Annotated in this window: 12 protein-coding genes and 1 pseudogene; 8 read left to right on the forward strand and 5 right to left on the reverse strand. The window is 59.5% G+C overall.

Annotation, left to right across the window (positions count from 1 at the left end; all coding sequences use genetic code 11):
- Window positions 1-109: pseudogene (locus PMI11_RS38070) on the reverse strand (LysR family transcriptional regulator); the annotation flags it as partial.
- Between the two features lie 97 nt (window positions 110-206).
- On the opposite strand from PMI11_RS38070, the gene PMI11_RS13660 reads away from it, so the two are divergent.
- Window positions 207-416 carry a tautomerase family protein gene (locus PMI11_RS13660; RefSeq protein ID WP_007817881.1) on the forward strand — a complete coding sequence of 70 codons (210 nt, stop codon included), beginning with the start codon at window positions 207-209 and terminating at the stop codon, window positions 414-416.
- A 52-nt stretch (window positions 417-468) separates the two neighbouring features.
- On the opposite strand, the gene glyS is transcribed toward PMI11_RS13660, so the two are convergent.
- Complete coding sequence (gene glyS, locus PMI11_RS13665; protein ID WP_007817883.1) at window positions 469-2,646, reverse strand: glycine--tRNA ligase subunit beta; 2,178 nt, start codon at window positions 2,644-2,646, stop codon at window positions 469-471.
- Window positions 2,647-2,884: 238 nt separating this feature from the next.
- Between glyS and PMI11_RS13675 the strand changes: the two genes are divergently transcribed.
- The 4 genes from PMI11_RS13675 (at window position 2,885) to PMI11_RS13690 (ending at window position 8,139) form a co-directional block, all read left to right on the forward strand.
- Window positions 2,885-5,194: a Tex family protein gene (locus PMI11_RS13675; RefSeq protein WP_007817884.1), complete on the forward strand. Its 2,310-nt coding sequence runs from the start codon at window positions 2,885-2,887 to the stop codon at window positions 5,192-5,194.
- A 132-nt stretch (window positions 5,195-5,326) separates the two neighbouring features.
- Entirely contained in the window at window positions 5,327-6,586 is a 1,260-nt protein-coding gene (locus tag PMI11_RS13680; protein ID WP_007817886.1) for a class I SAM-dependent methyltransferase, read from the forward strand.
- A 47-nt stretch (window positions 6,587-6,633) separates the two neighbouring features.
- Window positions 6,634-7,212 (forward strand): histidine phosphatase family protein, encoded by a 579-nt coding sequence (locus PMI11_RS13685; RefSeq protein WP_007817888.1) that lies wholly within the window; start codon window positions 6,634-6,636, stop codon window positions 7,210-7,212.
- Window positions 7,213-7,329: 117 nt separating this feature from the next.
- Window positions 7,330-8,139, forward strand: a complete 810-nt coding sequence (locus PMI11_RS13690; protein ID WP_007817890.1) for a MipA/OmpV family protein — start codon at window positions 7,330-7,332, stop codon at window positions 8,137-8,139.
- Window positions 8,140-8,163: 24 nt separating this feature from the next.
- Here the strand turns inward: PMI11_RS13690 and PMI11_RS13695 are convergent, their stop codons facing one another.
- Entirely contained in the window at window positions 8,164-8,955 is a 792-nt protein-coding gene (locus tag PMI11_RS13695; RefSeq protein WP_007817891.1) for an SDR family NAD(P)-dependent oxidoreductase, read from the reverse strand.
- A 159-nt stretch (window positions 8,956-9,114) separates the two neighbouring features.
- Window positions 9,115-11,016, reverse strand: a complete 1,902-nt coding sequence (locus PMI11_RS35990; RefSeq protein ID WP_007817893.1) for an autotransporter outer membrane beta-barrel domain-containing protein — start codon at window positions 11,014-11,016, stop codon at window positions 9,115-9,117.
- A 531-nt stretch (window positions 11,017-11,547) separates the two neighbouring features.
- On the opposite strand from PMI11_RS35990, the gene PMI11_RS13705 reads away from it, so the two are divergent.
- Together PMI11_RS13705 and ubiA are read left to right on the forward strand one after the other, a co-directional pair.
- Window positions 11,548-12,252: a FadR/GntR family transcriptional regulator gene (locus PMI11_RS13705; RefSeq protein ID WP_244430570.1), complete on the forward strand. Its 705-nt coding sequence runs from the start codon at window positions 11,548-11,550 to the stop codon at window positions 12,250-12,252.
- Between the two features lie 152 nt (window positions 12,253-12,404).
- Window positions 12,405-13,364, forward strand: a complete 960-nt coding sequence (gene ubiA, locus PMI11_RS13710) for a 4-hydroxybenzoate octaprenyltransferase (RefSeq protein WP_007817897.1) — start codon at window positions 12,405-12,407, stop codon at window positions 13,362-13,364.
- Between the two features lie 177 nt (window positions 13,365-13,541).
- Here ubiA and PMI11_RS13715 read toward each other — a convergent pair whose 3' ends face one another.
- On the reverse strand, window positions 13,542-14,108 hold the full coding sequence (locus PMI11_RS13715; protein WP_007817899.1) for a DUF6101 family protein: 567 nt from the start codon (window positions 14,106-14,108) through the stop codon (window positions 13,542-13,544).
- A gap of 300 nt (window positions 14,109-14,408) precedes the next feature.
- On the opposite strand from PMI11_RS13715, the gene PMI11_RS13720 reads away from it, so the two are divergent.
- Window positions 14,409-18,113, forward strand: coding sequence for a DUF1217 domain-containing protein (locus PMI11_RS13720; protein WP_007817901.1), 3,705 nt, complete (start codon window positions 14,409-14,411; stop codon window positions 18,111-18,113).
- Window positions 18,114-18,138: the final 25 nt, after the last annotated feature.

Consider the following 18,138-nt stretch of genomic DNA (forward strand, 5'->3'; position numbering starts at 1 on the left):
TGGCGGGTTGCGTGCGGCCGATGCGGATGCCCGCCTTCGTCACGCTCCGTTCCTTCATGAGGGCATCAAAGGCGACGAGCAGGTTGAGATCGATACCGTGCAAATCCATGGCATGGATGAATGCACATACTTCATATCAATTTCAAGCATGTTTCTGATGCCGCTAGGCTTGCCGGGTCACAACGCAAACCAGGCAGGAGTTCATCATGCCATTCGCAAACTACAAGTTTCCCGAGGGTACTCTGACCGCAGAGCAGAAGGAGGATATCATTCTCCGAACGACGGCCATGTTCGTCGACTTTTTCGGGGAGGGCGTTCGCCCCTATACCATGGTCCTCGTCGATGAGGTCGTCGACGGCGGTTATGGCCGCGCAGGCGAAACGCTGACCATCGCCAAGATGCAAAAGGGACGATGAGGGCAAAAGGTAAAATGGGGCCAAACGGCCCCATTTTTTGTTCGTCGGCCGTTTAGCCGGCGATCTTCGAAAAGTCCGCGACTGTCCCCGTCGCCGCACGGATCATCCGCAAGAGGGCGAGGCGGTTAGCGCGAATCGCGGCATCCTCGTCATTGACCAGCACATCGGTGAAGAAGCGGTCGACGGGAGCGCGCAGCTTCGACAGCGCTTCCATCGCCGAGCGGAAGTCTTCATGCGCAACCGCGCCGGCAGCTTCCGACGAAGCCTTGGTGATGGCGGTAAACAGTTCCTTCTCGGCATCAAGCTTCAGCAATGCCTCGGAAACGCCATCAGCAACCACGGTGCCCTTCTTCTCCTCGGCGGCCAGAAGCTGGGTGGCGCGTTTGGTACCGGCCAGCAGGTTGATGCCGTCTTCCGAGGTGATAAACGCCGTCAGCGCCTCCACGCGGCGGGCGACCATCAAGAGGTCGTCGGATTCAGGTGTCAGCACGGCATCGATGAGGTCGTGGCGAGCACCCTGCTCGCGCAGATAGACCTTCAGGCGGTCGTGGAAGAAGGAGAGCAGATCGAACTGCCGCGACAGGTCGTCGGTGGCAACATTGGCGCCGATATCCATATCAATACGCTGCATATGCGAGGTGATGCGCGGCAAGAGCGTCACACGGGCACGTTTTTCGAGCAGGATGCGGATGATGCCGAGCGCGGCACGGCGAAGTGCAAACGGGTCCTTCGAGCCGGTCGGCTTTTCATCGATTGCCCAGAAACCGATGAGCGTATCGAGCTTGTCGGCCAGCGCCACTGATATCGCCACCTTGTCGTCGGGCACGCGGTCGGACGGACCCTGCGGCTTGTAATGGTCTTCGATCGCGGTGGAAACGGAGGCGTCTTCGCCCTGCAGCGCCGCATATTTGCGGCCCATGACGCCCTGCAGTTCCGGGAATTCGCCGACGGCTTCGGTGCGCAGGTCCGCCTTGCAGAGAACCGCGGCGCGATCCACCACCTTGTAATCGGCGCCGACAGGCATGGCGATCTTGGCGGCCATCGCCCGGATGCGTTCGACGCGATCGCCCTGCGTACCAAGCTTGGCATGGAAGGTCACGTTCAACGCGTCGAGCTTGGCCATGCGCTGGTCGAGTGGCTTGGCAAGGTCGAGCCCGAATTTCTTGGCGGAAGCTTCCAGCGTTTCGAGATCCGGCAGGTTGCCCTGGTCGCGATTCCAGAAATGCAGCGCATCGGAGAGGCGGGCACGCACGACCTTGCCGTTGCCGTGAACGATTTCCTTGCCGCCATCCGTCGCCTGGATGTTGGAGACGAGAATGAACTTGTTCGAAAGCGTCTCTTCACCCTGTTTGCGGGTGACGAAGCATTTCTGGTTTGTCTTGATGGTCAGGCGGATGATCTCGGACGGGATCGAAAGGTAGTCCTCCTCGAAGGAACCCATCAGCACCTGCGGCCATTCGACGAGACCGGAAACCTCTTCCAGCAGGCCTTCGTCTTCCACCAGTTCCAGTCCGCTGGCGAACGCGATGTCACGGGCATCATGCAGGATGATGTCCTTGCGCCGCTCCGCATCGAGAATGACCTTCGCCTTTTCGAGGCTGGCGACGTAATCGTCGAAGCGCTTGACGGTGATGGCTTCAGGCGCGTGGAAGCGGTGGCCGTAGGTGACGTTGGAGGCGACGAGGCCGTCGATCTCGAAGGGGATGACGATGGTTTCTTCATGTTCGGTGCCGAAGGTGCAGACGATCGACTGCAGCGGGCGCACCCAGCGCAGCGAGCCGGGCTGCGAGGACGCCTTGCCCCAGCGCATCGACTTCGGCCAGGGGAAATCCTTGATAATGCCGGGCATGACTTCGGCGATGATTTCTTCGGCGCTGCGGCCCGGCTTGGAGATGACGGCGACGTAGAAATCGCCCTTCTTCGGATCGCTGACGACCTGCGCCTCGGAAACTGAAGAAAGGCCGGCGCCGCGCAGGAAGCCCTCGATCGCCTTTTCGTTGGCGTCGGTACGCGGCCCCTTGCGCTCCTCTCGGATATCGGCGGAGCGGGCCGTCAGACCGTGAATGTCGAGCGTCAGGCGACGCGGCGTCCAGTATTCGCGCGCGCCCTCATAGGTCAGTCCTGCTTCCACCAGCGCATCGGTCAGGAGCTTCTTGAGGTCACCGGCGGCCTTGCGCTGCATGCGGGCGGGGATCTCTTCGGAGCGAAGTTCGAGAAGCAGGTTCGGCATGGTACTCTTTTCCTGGCGCCTGCAGGGCAGGGGCAATCAAAAATGGTCGCCTCTGCTACCAAAGAATGCCGCATCTGCACAACCGCAAAAACAGGAGGCGAAAGGCTCAATTGCGCCTCAGATATATGGCTTAAACCGACAGGAGCGTTCCCTTCCGCTGTGGAAAGCGGCGGTAGGCATTGCCTTGCCGCTTTTCGTCGCTATGGTCCGCCAACCCTAATAAACTGCAGGAAATCTCATGGCCGCTGACCTTCGTTCGCTCGCAGCAAGCATCTCCGCCGAAATCAATGCCCGGCCCGATCAGGCCAAGGCGGCGATCGAGCTGCTGGACGAGGGTGCAACGGTGCCGTTCATCGCCCGCTACCGCAAGGAAGTGACGGGCGGGCTTGACGATACGCAGCTGCGTACGCTGGCCGAGCGGCTTGTCTATCTGCGCGAGCTTGAAGCGCGCCGCGATACGATCATCGAATCCATCACCAGCCAGGGCAAGATGAGTGACGAGCTGATGGCGAAGCTTTCGGGTGCCGCCACCAAGGCCGAGCTGGAAGACCTCTATCTGCCCTACAAGCCGAAGCGCCGCACCCGCGCCGAGATTGCCCGCGAGCGCGGCCTAGGCCCGCTTGCCGAAGCGATCCTCGCCGATCGCAGCAAGGAGCCGGCAGCAATGGCAGAGGCCTATATCACCGCCGATGTGCCTGACGTGAAGACGGCCCTCGAAGGCGCGCGCGATATCGTCGCCGAAGGTTTTGCCGAAAATGCCGATCTGCTCGGTAAACTGCGCGCCCATATGCGCAATGCCGCCCTTCTGAAGGCCAAGGTCGTGGACGGCAAGCAGGCGACTGGCGAAAAGTTCTCCGACTATTTCGACCATTCCGAACGTTGGGCGACTGCCCCCGGCCATCGCGCGCTTGCCATGCTGCGCGGCTGGAACGAGGAAGTGCTGACGCTGACAATCGAGGCCGATGCCGAGATCGCCTCACCGAACAAGCCGGTCGAGCGCATGATTGCTGCTGCCTACGAGATCGGTGCAACCCGCTCCGGCGATCGCTGGCTGATGGATGCCGTAAGCTGGACCTGGCGCGTGAAGCTCTCCATGTCGCTCTCGCTCGACCTCATGCGCGAACTGCGCGAAAGGGCTGAGGAAGAAGCGATCCACGTTTTTGCCCGTAACCTCAAGGATCTGTTGCTGGCCGCCCCCGCCGGCTCGCGCGCCACGATGGGTCTCGATCCGGGCATCCGTACCGGCGTCAAGGTTGCGATCATCGATGGCACCGGCAAGCTGCTCGACACAACGACGGTCTATCCTTTCCCGCCGAAGAATGACGTGCGCGGCACGCAGGCAGAGCTTGCCTCCCTCATCCGCAAGCACAATGTCGAACTGATCGCGATCGGCAACGGCACCGGCAGCCGCGAGACGGAAAAGCTTGTGGCCGATATGCTGGCTGCACTTCCTGCGCCCAAGCCCACCAAGGTCATCGTCTCTGAAGCCGGTGCCTCCGTCTATTCAGCCTCGGAAACCGCTGCTGCAGAATTCCCGCAGCTCGACGTGTCGCTGCGCGGCGCCGTCTCCATCGCGCGGCGCCTGCAGGATCCGCTCGCCGAACTCGTCAAGATCGAGCCGAAGTCGATCGGCGTCGGCCAGTATCAGCACGATGTCGATCAGACGAAGCTCTCCCGCTCGCTCGACGCGGTTGTCGAAGATGCCGTCAATGCCGTCGGCGTCGATCTCAACACGGCATCGGCGCCGCTGCTGTCGCGCGTGTCCGGCCTCGGCCGCTCGATCGCCGATGCGATCGTGCTGCATCGCGACCAGAATGGCGCCTTCGAAAGCCGCAAGGACCTGTTGAAGGTTGCCCGCCTCGGCCAGCGCACCTTCGAACAGGCGGCCGGCTTCCTGCGCATCCCTGATGGCAAGGAGCCGCTCGATGCGTCTTCCGTGCATCCGGAAGCCTATGGCGTGGCAAAGAAGATCGTCGCCGCCTGCGGCCGTGACCTTCGCTCGCTGATGGGCGACAGCGTTACCTTGAAGGCGCTCGATCCGCGCAAGTTCATCGACGAGAAGTTCGGCCTGCCGACCGTCAAGGACATCATCGCCGAGCTGGATAAGCCCGGCCGCGACCCGCGCCCGAGCTTCAAGACTGCGACTTTTGCGGAAGGCATCGACGAAATCAGCGACCTGAAACCGGGCATGGTGCTGGAAGGCACCGTCACCAATGTCGCGGCCTTCGGCGCCTTCGTCGATATCGGCGTGCACCAGGATGGTCTTGTCCACGTCTCTCAGCTCGCAGACCGGTTCATCAAGGATCCTCACGAAATCGTGAAGGCGGGCGATGTGGTCAAAGTGCGGGTCGTCGAGGTGGATGTGAAGCGCAAGCGCATCGGCCTTTCTATGCGCAAGGATGACGGCATTCCCGCCGGTTCTCCGCGTGGTGAGTCGCGTGGCAATACCGGCCAGCGCCCGCAGCAGGATCGCAAGCCCGCGCCGGCAAAGCCGCAGAGTCAAGGCGCCTTTGGCGCGGCATTGGCCGAAGCGATGAAGCGAAAATAAGGGCTTAGCCCAGTATTTGCAAAAATGTCACACTTTGGCAAATGAATCCAAAGAGTGCTAAATCCGGCGCTTGTAAGGCAGAAGAGAGCTATTAAGTTGATGTGACCATCCTGTCACATTTGCGAGGCGTCCATGGCGTCGGCATTCTTATCGATTGTCCATAAAATTGTCCGAAAGGGTTCCTTGACCCTTACTCTTGCCAATGGCGAGACCCACACGATTGGCGACGGCACCGGTGAACCGGTTGCCGTGCGTCTTGCCGATCAGGAAGCCGAGGATGCGATCCGTCGCGATCCGACGCTGAAGCTCGGCGAAATGTATATGGAAGGCCGGTTCATTCTCGAACAGGGCAACATCTACGACTTCCTAGTCCTGGTGAAGCAGAACACCACCAATGAAATCTTCGATTTCAAGATGGCTGCCCTGCTGATGGGCCGCATCGCCATGCAGCAGCTGAAGAGCCGCATGCCGGTCAACCATAATAAGCGTAATGTCGCCCACCATTACGACCTCTCCGAAAAGCTCTTCGAGCTCTTCCTCGATGAGGACTGGCAATATTCCTGCGCCTATTTCGATCCGCCGGGCATCGGCCTGGAGGAGGCGCAGGTTGCCAAGAAGCGCCACATCGCGGCCAAGCTCATGCCGCAGCCGGGCCAGCGGGTGCTGGAAATCGGTTCCGGCTGGGGCGGTATGGCCATGTATCTGGCGGAATCGACGCCCGGCCTCGATGTCACCGGCATTACGCTCAGCGAAGAGCAGTTGAAGATTTCGCGTGAACGGGCTGAGAAACGCGGTCTTGCCGATCGCGTGCGTTTCGAGCTGCAGGATTACCGCTATCTCACTGGCAGGAAGTTCGATCGTATCGTCTCGGTCGGCATGTTCGAGCATGTCGGCATCGGCAACTACGGTAACTTCTTCAAGAAGGTGCACGAGCTGCTGGATGACAACGGCATCATGCTGTTGCATTCGATCGCCCGTCCGAAGCCGAGCTTTGCGACCAACGCCTTCATCGAGAAATATATCTTTCCACAGGGCTATATTCCCTCGATCGCCGAAACGCTGGTGCCGCTCGAAAAAGCCGGGCTGCTGACCCGCGACGTCGAAGTGCTGCCGCTGCATTACGCCTACACGCTGCACCACTGGCGTGAGCGCTTCGTAGCCCGCAAGGCAGAGGCCGTCGCACTTTACGACGAGAACTTCTTTCGCATGTGGGAGTTCTATCTGGCCGGTTCCGAGATCGGCTTCCGCTGGGACGAACTCTTCATCGAGCAGATCCAGATCACCAAGAACCAATTCGCGACGCCGGATAGCCGGAATTATATTCCGGAGAACGAGGCGAAGCTTAGGGAGTTCGAGGCGACGCGTCCGCCATTGGAAAAGTTCACCTTCTGATATCGAAGCGCGGCCCGGCCGCGCTTTTTCTTTTTGGAGAGACGGATATGAGCGCACTTCCTGAAATCACCCTCGTGCGCCACGGCGAGACGGCATGGTCACTGTCGGGTCAGCACACCGGCCGCAGCGATATTCCGCTCACCGTCAATGGCGAGGCTGCCGCCCGCGCGCTCGTTCCGCGGCTAGCAGGTCTTTCCGTCTCCGCCGTCTGGTCCAGTCCCTCGCAGCGGGCGCGCAACACCTGCTCTCTTTCGGGTTTCGGGGAGGGGGCTGTCATCAAGCCCGATCTCGCCGAATGGGATTACGGTGCCTATGAAGGCATAACGACCAGGGAAATCCTCTCCAAGCGCCCCGGCTGGCAGCTTTTCCGCGATGGCTGCCCGGAGGGCGAAGCTGCCGCCGATATCGGCGCACGTGCCGATCGCATCATCGCGGAGCTTCGCCAGGTCAATGCGCCGATCTTGATCTTTTCGAGCTCGCATTTCCTGCGTGTGCTCGGCGCCCGCTGGCTCGGCCTGCCGCCGGAAGACGGCTCCCGTTTCATTCTGGATACGACGAGCATCAGCGTTCTCGGCTATGAGCACGATTTGACCGAACCGGTCATCCGCCGCTGGAACCAGAAGTAATTTCCCATCCCCTCGATCTTTCCGCCTTGGTTAAGATAGAGGTAACACCCTCGCTATAAATGTACCGATCGCCGCCGTCCGCGGCCGTTCTTGTATTGCGTTTTCTGGAGTGCGGATGTGTTTAATCGATCTGTCGTATCGATCTCTTTAGCTATTGCCCTTGCGTCTTTCAGCACCGCCTCTGCCCAGGAAGGCGGCCATTGGTGGTCCGGCGACTGGTATCTGAAAGTCGGCGTATCAGGCTTTTCCGCGCCGAAATTCGAAGGCGCCTCAAGCAACGAATTCAAGTTCAGCCCGCTGATTTCGGTCGGTCGTCAGGGCGCCGGTCCGCGCTTTTCCTCGCGTAACGACAATCCATCCTTCGCGCTCGTCGATAATAGCGGCTTCCGCGCCGGTATCGTCGGCCGCTATGTGCCTGAGCGTGACCAAGACGACGACAGCGATCTGCGCGGTCTGAAGAAGGTCAAGTGGGGTGCGGAAATCGGTGGTTTTGCCGAGGTTTACCCGACCGACTGGCTGCGTGCCCGCGCCGAAGTCCGCCAGGGCATCCGCTCCCATGATGGCCTCGTGGCCGACGTGGCGCTTGACGCCTTCACCGATATCGCGCCCGATCTACAACTGTCAGGCGGCCCGCGTGCCACCTTTGCGACAAGCGGCTACTTCCATTCCTATTACGGCGTCAACGAAGCGCAGTCAGCCGCAAGCGGACTAAAGCCTTATGACCCCTCGGGCGGCATCCAGTCTTATGGTGCTGGCACGGCACTCACCTGGAATGCGACGGAGAACCTGTCGACGAGCGCCTTCGCGGAATATAAGCGCCTTGCCGGTCCGGCCGCCGACAGCAGCCTTGTGCGCGAGAAAGGTTCGAAGAACCAGTTCCTGATCGGCTTGTCTGCGAGCTACAAGTTCAATTTCACGCTGAACTGATCCAGCCGCCCAAACACGCCCAAATCACACCCAGCCGCCGTCGACGATGAACTGCTGGCTGGTGCACATGGCGCTGTCGTCGGCGGCGAGAAACAGCGCCATGCGGGCGATGTCGGAAGGCTGCAGCCTGTCCGGCAGGCACTGGCGCTCGGCGATCTGCCGCTCACCGGCCTCATTCAGCCAGAGGCTCATCTGCCGTTCGGTCATCACCCAGCCGGGCACCATGCAATTGACACGGATGCGTTCCGGGCCGAATTCGCGGGCGAGTGCCCGCGTCATGCCCCAGATCGCCGCCTTCGCCGTGACATAGGCAGGGCAATCCGGATCGCCGACCATCCAGGTGATCGAGCCGAAATTGATGATCGAGCCGCCGCCGAGCACCTTCATGAAGGGCCGGGCGGCCTGCGCAGCGAAGAACTGGTGGCGCAGGTTGACCGCCATGCGGTCGTCCCAATAGGCGACGGTTACATCCTCCGTCTGGTGGCGGTCGTCATTGCCGGCATTGTTGCAGAGAACCTGAAGCGGGCCGTTCTGCGCGACGCCTTCAGCGATCGCGTGCTTCAGCGCCTCGATATCGCGCAGATCGCAGGGAATGAAGAGCGGCGCGGCGTGACCATCAGCGTCTATCGCAGCGGCAAGCTCGCGGCCGCTCTCCTCGGCGATATCGACGAAGGCGACCCGGCTGCCCTGGGCACAGAAGTGCCGCACCAGGCTTTCGCCAATGCCGCTTGCGCCGCCGGTAATGAACACACTTCGGCCTCGGAGGCTCGGATAGCTGGCGTAGGTCACAAGATTGTCGCTGGCATCTCGGCTCATCGGGAACTCCGGAAAGAAGGTCGTAAAGGCTGGTGGGTCGTGCGCGAATGTGGCGACCGACTGTATCAAACGGAAGACGCCGCAGGCACCCGGGAAGCGCTGCGGCGTCTTTTTTCAACGGTGTTCAGAACCGGGACCTGCGGCGGACTTCAGGCCGGTTCAGAAGCTCACGTTGAAATTAACCTTGAGAGCATGATCCTGGGTCTCTCCCGCGATCTGACCGGCATAGGATGCGCCGATCGTCGCGTTTTTCGCCAGATTGAAATCCAGGCCGGCTTCCATGGTCAGTGCATTCTTGGCAATTGGCGCACCGACGGAATCGAAGCTTGCGCCGGTATTGAAGGCGAGCTTGGAGCTCGGCGTGACATCGCCATAGGCGTGCCGCCAGCCAAGCATGCCGCGCACGGTCGCCTTGGTATCCTGCAGATCGATATCGGTGGAGGCGCGAATGCCGAACGTGGTGAAAGCGGTGTCCATGCTGGACGATCCGGTTGACAGTGCTGCGATCGTGCCGCCTTCCTCCGAGAAGGCATCGCTCTTCAGGCGGGCATAGGCGAGGTTGGCGAAGGGCTCGAAAGCGGTATCTTCAAAATCCATCCGGTAGGCCAGTTCCGCGAAGGCCTGGGTGGTGCGGGCGTCGTAGTCGGCCGATAGGGTCTCGTTGAAGGCCGGGAAGACGACATGGCGCTTGGTGCTGATATCGTGCGAGGTATAGAAGACGCCCGTGCGGAAGCCGAGCGCACCCCATTGCGTGCCGCCATAGATACCGAGATGGACGTTATCGCTCGAGCCGGATGAGGTGCGGGCATCGACGTCGAAACTGGTATTGCTGTAGCCGGCCATCGCACCGAAGCGCCATGTCCCGGCCGCCGCATCGGCGCCGAAGACGATGCCGCCGGTCGAGTGATCGAAATCGGCAACGTAGCCCGCTCCCTCGGTCGTGCTCTTGGCACCGATCGCCTGGCTCCAGATGGCGAGGCCTTCGGTGTTGCTGATCGCGCCCGTCAAACCGTTCTCATCATAGGAGGTGACCTCCGACATCGGCGTGCCCACTGCGCTGAACGCCGAGCGGAGGCGCTGGCCGACCGCGTCGTCGAGATAGAGGCTGTCCTGGATGAAGGCGCCCTTGACGCTGGAATGGATCTCGCCGGAGAGCGCATTGCCGTAGGGCCGCAGATAACGATAGAAGCCGATGGACTCGTCAATCAGCGGATCGGGCTGTTCGCGGTTGATGACATAAAGCGACCAGCCATCCTTGGTCCAGCCGAAGGAGAGACCCTCGACTTCCTGGTCGCCGGGAGTGTCGAGCTGGCCAATCTCTTCCACTTCGCCTGTCGTCAGATTGGCGCGGTAGAGCGATTTTGTATCGCTTTCCGTAGAGAAATACATCCAGCCATCAAGGATCTTGCCGCCCTGCGCCTGGTCGATCGTCCTCGAAAGGGGAATGTACTGCTTGAAGGAGCCGTCGGAGAGATTGTAGACCGCGATCTCGGTGGAGTTATCATAGGCCATGCCATAGAGGAGACCCTTCTTGGCATCCACGGCCACCCAGCTCGCGACGTCATGCTTGCCGTGCGGAGGGGTCAGTGCGAAATACTTGCCCGTATAGGTCATGTCGCTCGCATTGTAGATCGCAAAGACCGGCGTGTTGTATTTCTCGCCGGTGATGGGATCGCGGGTGCTGGTATCCAGCGAGATGTAGAGGTATCCGTCGGCGTAATCGATGTCGCCGATATGGTTGAGGCCTCTGGGCGCACCGGCAAACGGGTTTGCGAGGGCCGGATCGATCGCGCTGTTGTCGCGTGTTATCGTGTTGAAATTGCCGTCCGCCTTGTCCAGCGCGTTCGTGCCGGAAAAGTACCAGTTCTTGCCGTCGGTCGTCACACCCTGGCCGCGATAGGTGATGGGATCGTCGGTGAATGTAAACTTCTCGACCATGATCCAGGGCTCGACGGCATAAGCGGGCATGGCCGTCGCGCAGAGGAGAGCGGTCAGGATGAGCGGTCTTGCCGCTTGCGCCATGGGCGCCCTGGTTGAGGGACCTCTGGTCATGAATGGCATTTCAAGTTTCCTTTTCGTAGGGCAAAGGCTGCTTGGTCGCAGCCGAGAGGGACCGCCGACCTGATGGCAGGCAGCGGCGATGAAGGCGGCGTGACGAAAGCGCAGTGATCCGCTGACAGGCCTCGAAGGCCGGTCGGTCGCGATGCTTTTATGGAGAGTGTGGCGCGTGCCGGTTTAGCGCGCGCAGTCGAACCGATCGAAAATGCGATTATACATTTGCGATATTCGAGTTATAAGTCGCGTCATTTTCAATTTTATAAGATACCGACGCAGAAATATTAAATATAAATTGGGATATATGTTCGATGTACCAAAAATAAATCCATAATAAATCTTCCATTTTCGAGAATCTGATTCTACTTAAACATGAAAATACAGGATTATTCATACATTGCGAGTTGACGTCACTAAAGAGGCTGTTCTATGAGAGCGGTAATAGGGGAGCGATGTGACAATAGTATGAATAGTATGAAGAATACGAAGAATGCGAAAGCCCGTCTGGCTCTCGCGGCGCCCCTGCGCATGGAGGGGATGGCCGGCAGCAGCCTTCACACGAGGGTGCTCAACGAGATCGGCCCGAGCATCGTGCGAGGCGATCTCTTGCCCGGCGATCCGTTGCCGAACGCGGACGACTGGAGTGCCGCCCACGGGGTGAGCCGCACCGTGCTGCGTGAAGTGATCAAGGTCCTGGCCGGTAAGGGCATGGTGGAATCGCGTCCGAAGATCGGCACCCGCGTGCGTCCGCGCAGGGATTGGAATTTTCTCGATCCTGATGTGCTCTTGTGGCGCTACGGCGGCAGGACCACTGCCGAGGACGCCCGTTCGCTTTTCGAGTTGCGCCGCGCGATCGAGCCGACGGCCGGTGCGCTGGCGGCCGAACGCGCCACCGCAGCGGAGATCCAGCATTTGCGGGGTCTCCTGGCGGAGATGGAGCGGGCAGGCGATGACGGCGCGCGTTTTGCGGTGCCGGATCTTGCTTTCCATCAGGCCATCCTGCGCATGTCCGGTAATGAATTGATCGGTTCGCTGGCGGCACTGATCGAAACTGCGCTGGTGATCAGTTTCCGGCTTTCCGACGACAATCCGCAGGGACAGAGCCATTCGCTGCCGCTGCATCAGCAGGTCGTGGAGAGCATGGCAAATCGCGATTCCGCCGGCGCGAGCAAAGCCCTGGTTTCTTTGCTGGACGGGGCGGAGGAAGACGTGAAGCGTGCCCTGGCCGCGCGTCAGCGATAGATACGCCGGTCGGCCGGTGATCCGATGAACTTTCCTTCGTTCCGCAGGGCGGGCGCCTTATGGGGCGAAGCGGATTCCATCGAGCCGCAGATGGCAGAGCTCGCCGGCGATGGAGTCTTGACCATGGGCGCTGCCCATCGCTAGATGACCGTATGCAACAGATTGACGGTCTCAACGGGCGCGTTGCCGATGCGCCCTCGGATAATTGGGTTTATCGCATCCTGCCGCCCTGGCTGTGGCCCTATGCGCAGCTGGCGCGCTGGGACCGGCCGATCGGCTGGCAGCTCCTTATGTGGCCGTGCTTCTGGTCGGCCACGCTTGCCGCCAATGCGGCAATCGAGCCGCGCGTCTTCTCCGGTGCCCTGCTGCTCTACCATCTGTTCCTGTATTTTATCGGCTCCGTCGCCATGCGCGGCGCAGGCTGCACCTATAATGACCTTGTCGACCACGAGATCGACATGCAGGTGGCGCGCACCCGCTCGCGTCCGCTGCCCTCGGGTCGTGTGACGCGCCGGCAGGCAAAGATATTCATCGCATTGCAGGCGCTGGTCGGTCTGTTCGTGTTGTTGCAATTCAACTGGTTTGCCGTGCTTCTCGGCGTGCTGTCGCTCGGCGTCGTCGCCCTCTATCCCTTCGCCAAGAGCTTTACCGACTGGCCGCAATTCTTCCTCGGTCTTGCCTTTTCCTGGGGCGCGCTCATGGGCTGGGCAGGGATTTTCGGCAGCATCTCCTTCTCTGCCTTCCTGCTCTATCTTGCTTCTGTGGTCTGGACGATCGGCTACGACACGATCTATGCCCATCAGGACAAAGAGGATGACGAGCTGATCGGTGTTCGCTCCACCGCGCGCCTGTTCGGCGAGCGGACGCGTCTGGCGCTTGTCGGTCTCTACGGACTGACGCTGGTGCTGATGTTCCTGTCCTTTGCGCTTGCCGGTGTCGGCCTTCTGGCTTTTGTCGGTCTGTTGATAGCCGCCGGAATGTTCGCCTGGCAGATCAGGACGCTCGATATCAATGACGGCGCCCAGTGCCTCGCGCTCTTCAAATCAAACACCCGAGTCGGATTGATCATCTTTCTCGGCCTGTTCGTCTCGCTGCTTTTTGCCATTCCCTAGAGCATTCCGTTTTTCTCCGAGTCACGGAAATGCTCTATCTCTTTGGTTTCACGCAATTCCGGACGCAAAACCGCTGCGCGCTTTTGCTGGAATTGCTCTAATCTGAAATGAAAAATGACCCCGAAATGAAAAACCCGGCGCGACGGCCGGGTTTGAAATCGGTTCAGAGCGTATCGCTCAGCTGCGGGCGATAATTTCCTTGCCTTCAATCTTCATGATGACGCCGAGCTTGCCGGTCGTGCGGCGCACGAGGAAGCGCGGGCGGCGGTTTGCGAAATAGGAGTGACGACGGCGCGGCTTCATTTCGCTGGTGCGCAGTCCGCCGAGATGTTCTTCGAGGGGGCGGGCGACACCATCGGCTTCCACCATCAGCATGGGAATGCCGAAGGCTTCTGACCAGCTGCGCCAGTCGGCCGCGATATCGCCGAGGTCATGGGCGACGAGCAGCGGAATGCAGAGTTCCGGATCTTCGTGATGCAGCTCGAGCGTCACGGTGACTTCACCATTGCCATGGTCGATGGCGCGGGCTGCAACGCCTTTGAAGACGCGCCGCGGCAAGGCGATGGAGAGCGGCAGGCCGCTGGAGGGGAGAATCTTGCGCAGGACCGCGCCGCGTTCGTCGATCGTTATGCTGACGTCACTGGCATGGTCGTGGATGGCATAGCTTACCTGTTGCGGAAAGCGAGACGGATCAAGACGCAATGTCGTGCCAGCCCAGACGGGCTTCAGAACGGTATTCTTCATTTCATTTCTACCCTTGTCTTACCTGAGAGCCGGTTTCCGGTCTTCTCCTTGGGACTTTTCGTCCTCTATGGCCCGACAATAGGCGGCCCCCGTTCCGTACAGCTTAAAAATTGCGGTTAAAGAAATCCTGCCTCCGGGAATGGTTAGCAAAACTGAATATGGCAGGGTTTCCGGATGGTGAACGCGCTGGTGTCTTAAAGCGAGACAGCCTCAGGTAAGTCTCAGGTAAGCTCTGCATGGCAAAATACGCGCAACAATAGTCCGTCATTTTTAAAGACATTGCCGAAAAGGGTGCGCTTAATGATTACGGCATCTCTCGCGTATACGATCCTGTCTCGCGACATGACCAAGAGCCTGGACCGCGTCGCCAATCAGGCGCAGGTCAAGAAAGACGCCCAATATTACGCCGACAACATCAACAAGGTGAAGAACGTCGACGACTTCCTTGGCGACTACAAGCTCTATAGCTACGCTATGAAAGCTTACGGTCTCGACGACATGATCTATGCCAAGGCCTTCATGAAGAAGGTTCTGGAGAGCGATCTCACGAATGCCAACAGTTTTGCCAACAAGCTTTCCGACACGCGTTACAAGGAATTCGCCGCCGCCTTCAACTTCAATGCGCCGCCCAAGGATATTCAGACGGACGCACAGGAAGACGATCTGATCGGCCTCTACAAGCAGTCCTTTGCCGACGCGGCACAGCAGACTGCCACCGAAACGAAATATTACAGCGCGCAGATGGATGGCGTGAAGACCGTTCAGGACTTCGTCGGCAATTCCCGTCTGCTGAACTACGCGTTGAAGAGCGTCGGCATCGACCCGACCTACATGTCGAAGGACTACGTCGCCAATGTCCTGACCACTGACATCAGCAAGCTTGGCGGTAATGCGCCTGATCCGAGCGATCCGGCTTACGATCCGACCAAGACATATGTCGGTGACAAGCTCTATGCGCTCGCGCAGCAGTTCAACTTCAAGCCTGATAACGGCGACACCCAGTATTTCCGCAGCAATATCGGTTCGGTGCAGTCGGTCGACGACCTTCTGGCGGATCCGCGCCTGCGCACGGTGGCGCTCCAGTCCGTCGGCATCGATCCGGCAACAGCCGATAACGCTTTCATCAAGATGGTGCTGACAAGCGATCCGGCCACACTTGGCGGCGACGCGCCGCTCAACAACCCTAATCCGTCGCTCAACTATGTCGGCGACAAATACAAAGAACTTCGTTCTTACTTCAACTTCAACGCCGATGGTTCGGTCAATGGTTCGGCGCAGAATTCCGGCCAGACCGATGCGGTCGCAGAGCTATACGCGTTCCGCGCTCCCGCAGTTGGCGGCGCCGCCCAGACCGCGACACAGAAGAACAACGTCATCGAACAGTATAACATCAAGACTGCACCGCAGATCGTCGACCGCGACGGTACGGCGAGCGATGTGTACTATACCAGCCCGGCAATGTCGGATCTCAACAAGAGCTACTATGTGTCCAAGATCGGCACGATCACCAATGTCGATCAATTGGTCAACGACAAGCGGCTTGCGGATTACGTTCGGTCCGCATTCGGCATGGATCCGGGCTTTACGCAGCTGAAGAGCGTCCTGACAGATCCGGCCTATGCCCGTTCGGTCGATTTGGGAGATGCTTATAAGGCCTTCAATTTCAAGTCCGACGGTACGATCTCTCCGACGAAGCGCGCGCAGTCCTATGACCAGTTGACGGGTATGGTGAACGCAGCGTCGAACGTTTCCGGTTACTTCTCGAACAAGATGGTACCCGCGAGCGGTCCCAGCACGATCAACAATGTCGACGAACTGCTTTCCGACAAGACTCTGACCTCTTATATCAAGGATGCCTACGGCCTCGGTCAGGATTTCAGCAATGCCGAGCTGAAAAACATCCTCACGGATTCCGCCTACGCCGCGACGGCGGGCCACCAGGACATCCATGACGCCTTCAATTTCAACGCGGATGGTTCGGTCAACGGCACGATCCAGAGCGCCGCGCAGCTTAAGGGCATCAACCAGCTTGCTGCAAACAATGCGTCCTACTATCAGGCCAAGCTCGCGGATCTCTCGAACAACGGCTCGACCGCGGCTGTCGACGTTTTCCTCGCCGACAGCAAGCTGGTCAGCTTCCTGCGCACCAACCTGCAGATCAGCGATACCATCAGCGATGCCACGCTTCGCAGCATTCTGACCGATCCGACGGTCGCGGCGGCTCAAGGCTATAGCGACGTCTACCAGCTCTTCAACTTCCGTCAGGACGGCACGGTCGCTCAAAACACCCTTTCGCAGAGCGCCGACCAGGTTGCGGCATTGAACAAGAAGGCAGACGACGCAGCCGCCTATTACGGCAGAACGATGCCTTCGATCTCCAGCGTCGATCAGTTGCTCGGCGATCAGAAGCTCAACAATTACATCCGTTACGCCTTCAGTATTCCGACGAGCGTTTCGGATACAGATCTGCGCAGCATCCTCACCGATCAGAGCGGTACCGGCCCCTATGACAAGGTGAAGGCTGCGTTCAATTTCCAGGCGGACGGCACCGTTGTCCCCGGTCTTCCGGCGCAGACGACCACACAGATGGCCTCCTTGAACTCGGCTGCTAACATACGGGAGCAAGGCACTCTGGACCGGATGGGCGACATCAATGATGTCGATCAGCTGCTTGCCGATTCATCCCTGACTGACTATCTGAAAATGGCGTACGGCCTGGCCTACGACACGAGCAACGCCGAGCTGAAGAGTATTCTCACCGACCCTGCCTATGCCGCATCCGTCGGCCAGGCCGATCTCAACGCCGCCTTCAATTTCGCTGCGGACGGCTCGCTGCCGACCTCGACATCCCCCCAGACTGGCGAGCAGACGACGAACACGTCAGACAATTACGGCGCTCGCGCCAACAATCAGGGCAACGATCTCATCGACCGCATCGTCGCGAACTACAAGTCGCGAATGGATGACGCCAATGGCGTGAAGAATGTCAATGATTTCATGAAGACCAACAAGACCGCCGACACGCTCCTCGGTAACGACTCCTATCCCGATCTTTATCAGATGGCGCTGCAGGCTTACGGACTGACGACGAATGACGTCTCGCGCTCCACCATGCGCAAGCTGCTCGTCAGCGACCCCTATGATCCGAAGGGATATGTCGCGTCGTTCAAGGACGACCGCATCACCAAGATGGTCCGTGCTTTCAATTTTGGTGCCGATGGCAAAGCTGCCGAACCCATGGCGGCTCTCTCTGCTGCCACGATGGCGAAATATGCGACCGATTATAAGTCGCACGTGACCATGCTCATGAAGGACGGTCCCGCAAAGGACCGCGCTTCAAAGGATGCGACCAAGGAGGTGGATTATTTCGGCAAGACCATTCCCACCGTAACATCGCTCGACGATTTTCTGGGTGACAAGCGTCTGACGGATCTCGTGCTGAAAGCAAATGGCCTCGATCCGAAGAAGTACGACAAGGATACGCTGAAGAAGATCTTCACCTCCGATCCTGATGACAAGAAGAGCTATCTCAGCACTACGGCCGACGCGCGCTTCAAGGAGATCGTCGCATCCTTCAATTTCGGCAAGGACGGCAACCTGACACGCGCCAAGATGGGTACGGTCCAGGACAAGCAGGCCGAGGCGAATACGCAGCAGCAATATGTGCAGATGACCCTGGAAACCCAGGAGGGCGAAAAGAATGACGGCGTTCGCCTGGCGCTCTATTTCAAGCGCAAAGCCGGCGACGTTACCTCGCTTTACTCGATCCTCGGTGATAAGGCGCTCTATCAGGTCGTCCAGACGACCTATAGCCTGCCGGCGCAGATTTCGTCGATGGACGTCGCCAAGCAGGTCGATCTGCTCGGCCGTTTCGTGAAGCTAGAGGACCTGCAGGATCCCAAGAAGGTCGACAAGCTCGTCAAGCGCTTCGCGGCCATGTACGACATAAAGAACAACACGCAGCAGTCGCCGGCGCTCCAGCTTTTGACCGGCGGCACCGGCTAGGCGTCATCGTCGCTTTGATAATGGC

The sequence above is a fragment of the Rhizobium sp. CF142 genome, assembly GCF_000281145.1.
GTDB lineage: Bacteria > Pseudomonadota > Alphaproteobacteria > Rhizobiales > Rhizobiaceae > Rhizobium.

Coding starts and splice junctions, on each gene's coding strand:
- PMI11_RS13685 (WP_007817888.1), top strand. CDS start 6,634: ATGAGCGCACTTCCTGAAATCACCCTCGTGCGCCACGGCGAGACGGCA.
- PMI11_RS35990 (WP_007817893.1), bottom strand. CDS start 11,016: ATGCCATTCATGACCAGAGGTCCCTCAACCAGGGCGCCCATGGCGCAA.
- glyS (WP_007817883.1), bottom strand. CDS start 2,646: ATGCCGAACCTGCTTCTCGAACTTCGCTCCGAAGAGATCCCCGCCCGC.
- PMI11_RS13660 (WP_007817881.1), top strand. CDS start 207: ATGCCATTCGCAAACTACAAGTTTCCCGAGGGTACTCTGACCGCAGAG.
- ubiA (WP_007817897.1), top strand. CDS start 12,405: ATGCAACAGATTGACGGTCTCAACGGGCGCGTTGCCGATGCGCCCTCG.
- PMI11_RS13675 (WP_007817884.1), top strand. CDS start 2,885: ATGGCCGCTGACCTTCGTTCGCTCGCAGCAAGCATCTCCGCCGAAATC.
- PMI11_RS13715 (WP_007817899.1), bottom strand. CDS start 14,108: ATGAAGAATACCGTTCTGAAGCCCGTCTGGGCTGGCACGACATTGCGT.
- PMI11_RS13695 (WP_007817891.1), bottom strand. CDS start 8,955: ATGAGCCGAGATGCCAGCGACAATCTTGTGACCTACGCCAGCTATCCG.
- PMI11_RS13720 (WP_007817901.1), top strand. CDS start 14,409: ATGATTACGGCATCTCTCGCGTATACGATCCTGTCTCGCGACATGACC.
- PMI11_RS13705 (WP_244430570.1), top strand. CDS start 11,548: ATGGCCGGCAGCAGCCTTCACACGAGGGTGCTCAACGAGATCGGCCCG.
- PMI11_RS13680 (WP_007817886.1), top strand. CDS start 5,327: ATGGCGTCGGCATTCTTATCGATTGTCCATAAAATTGTCCGAAAGGGT.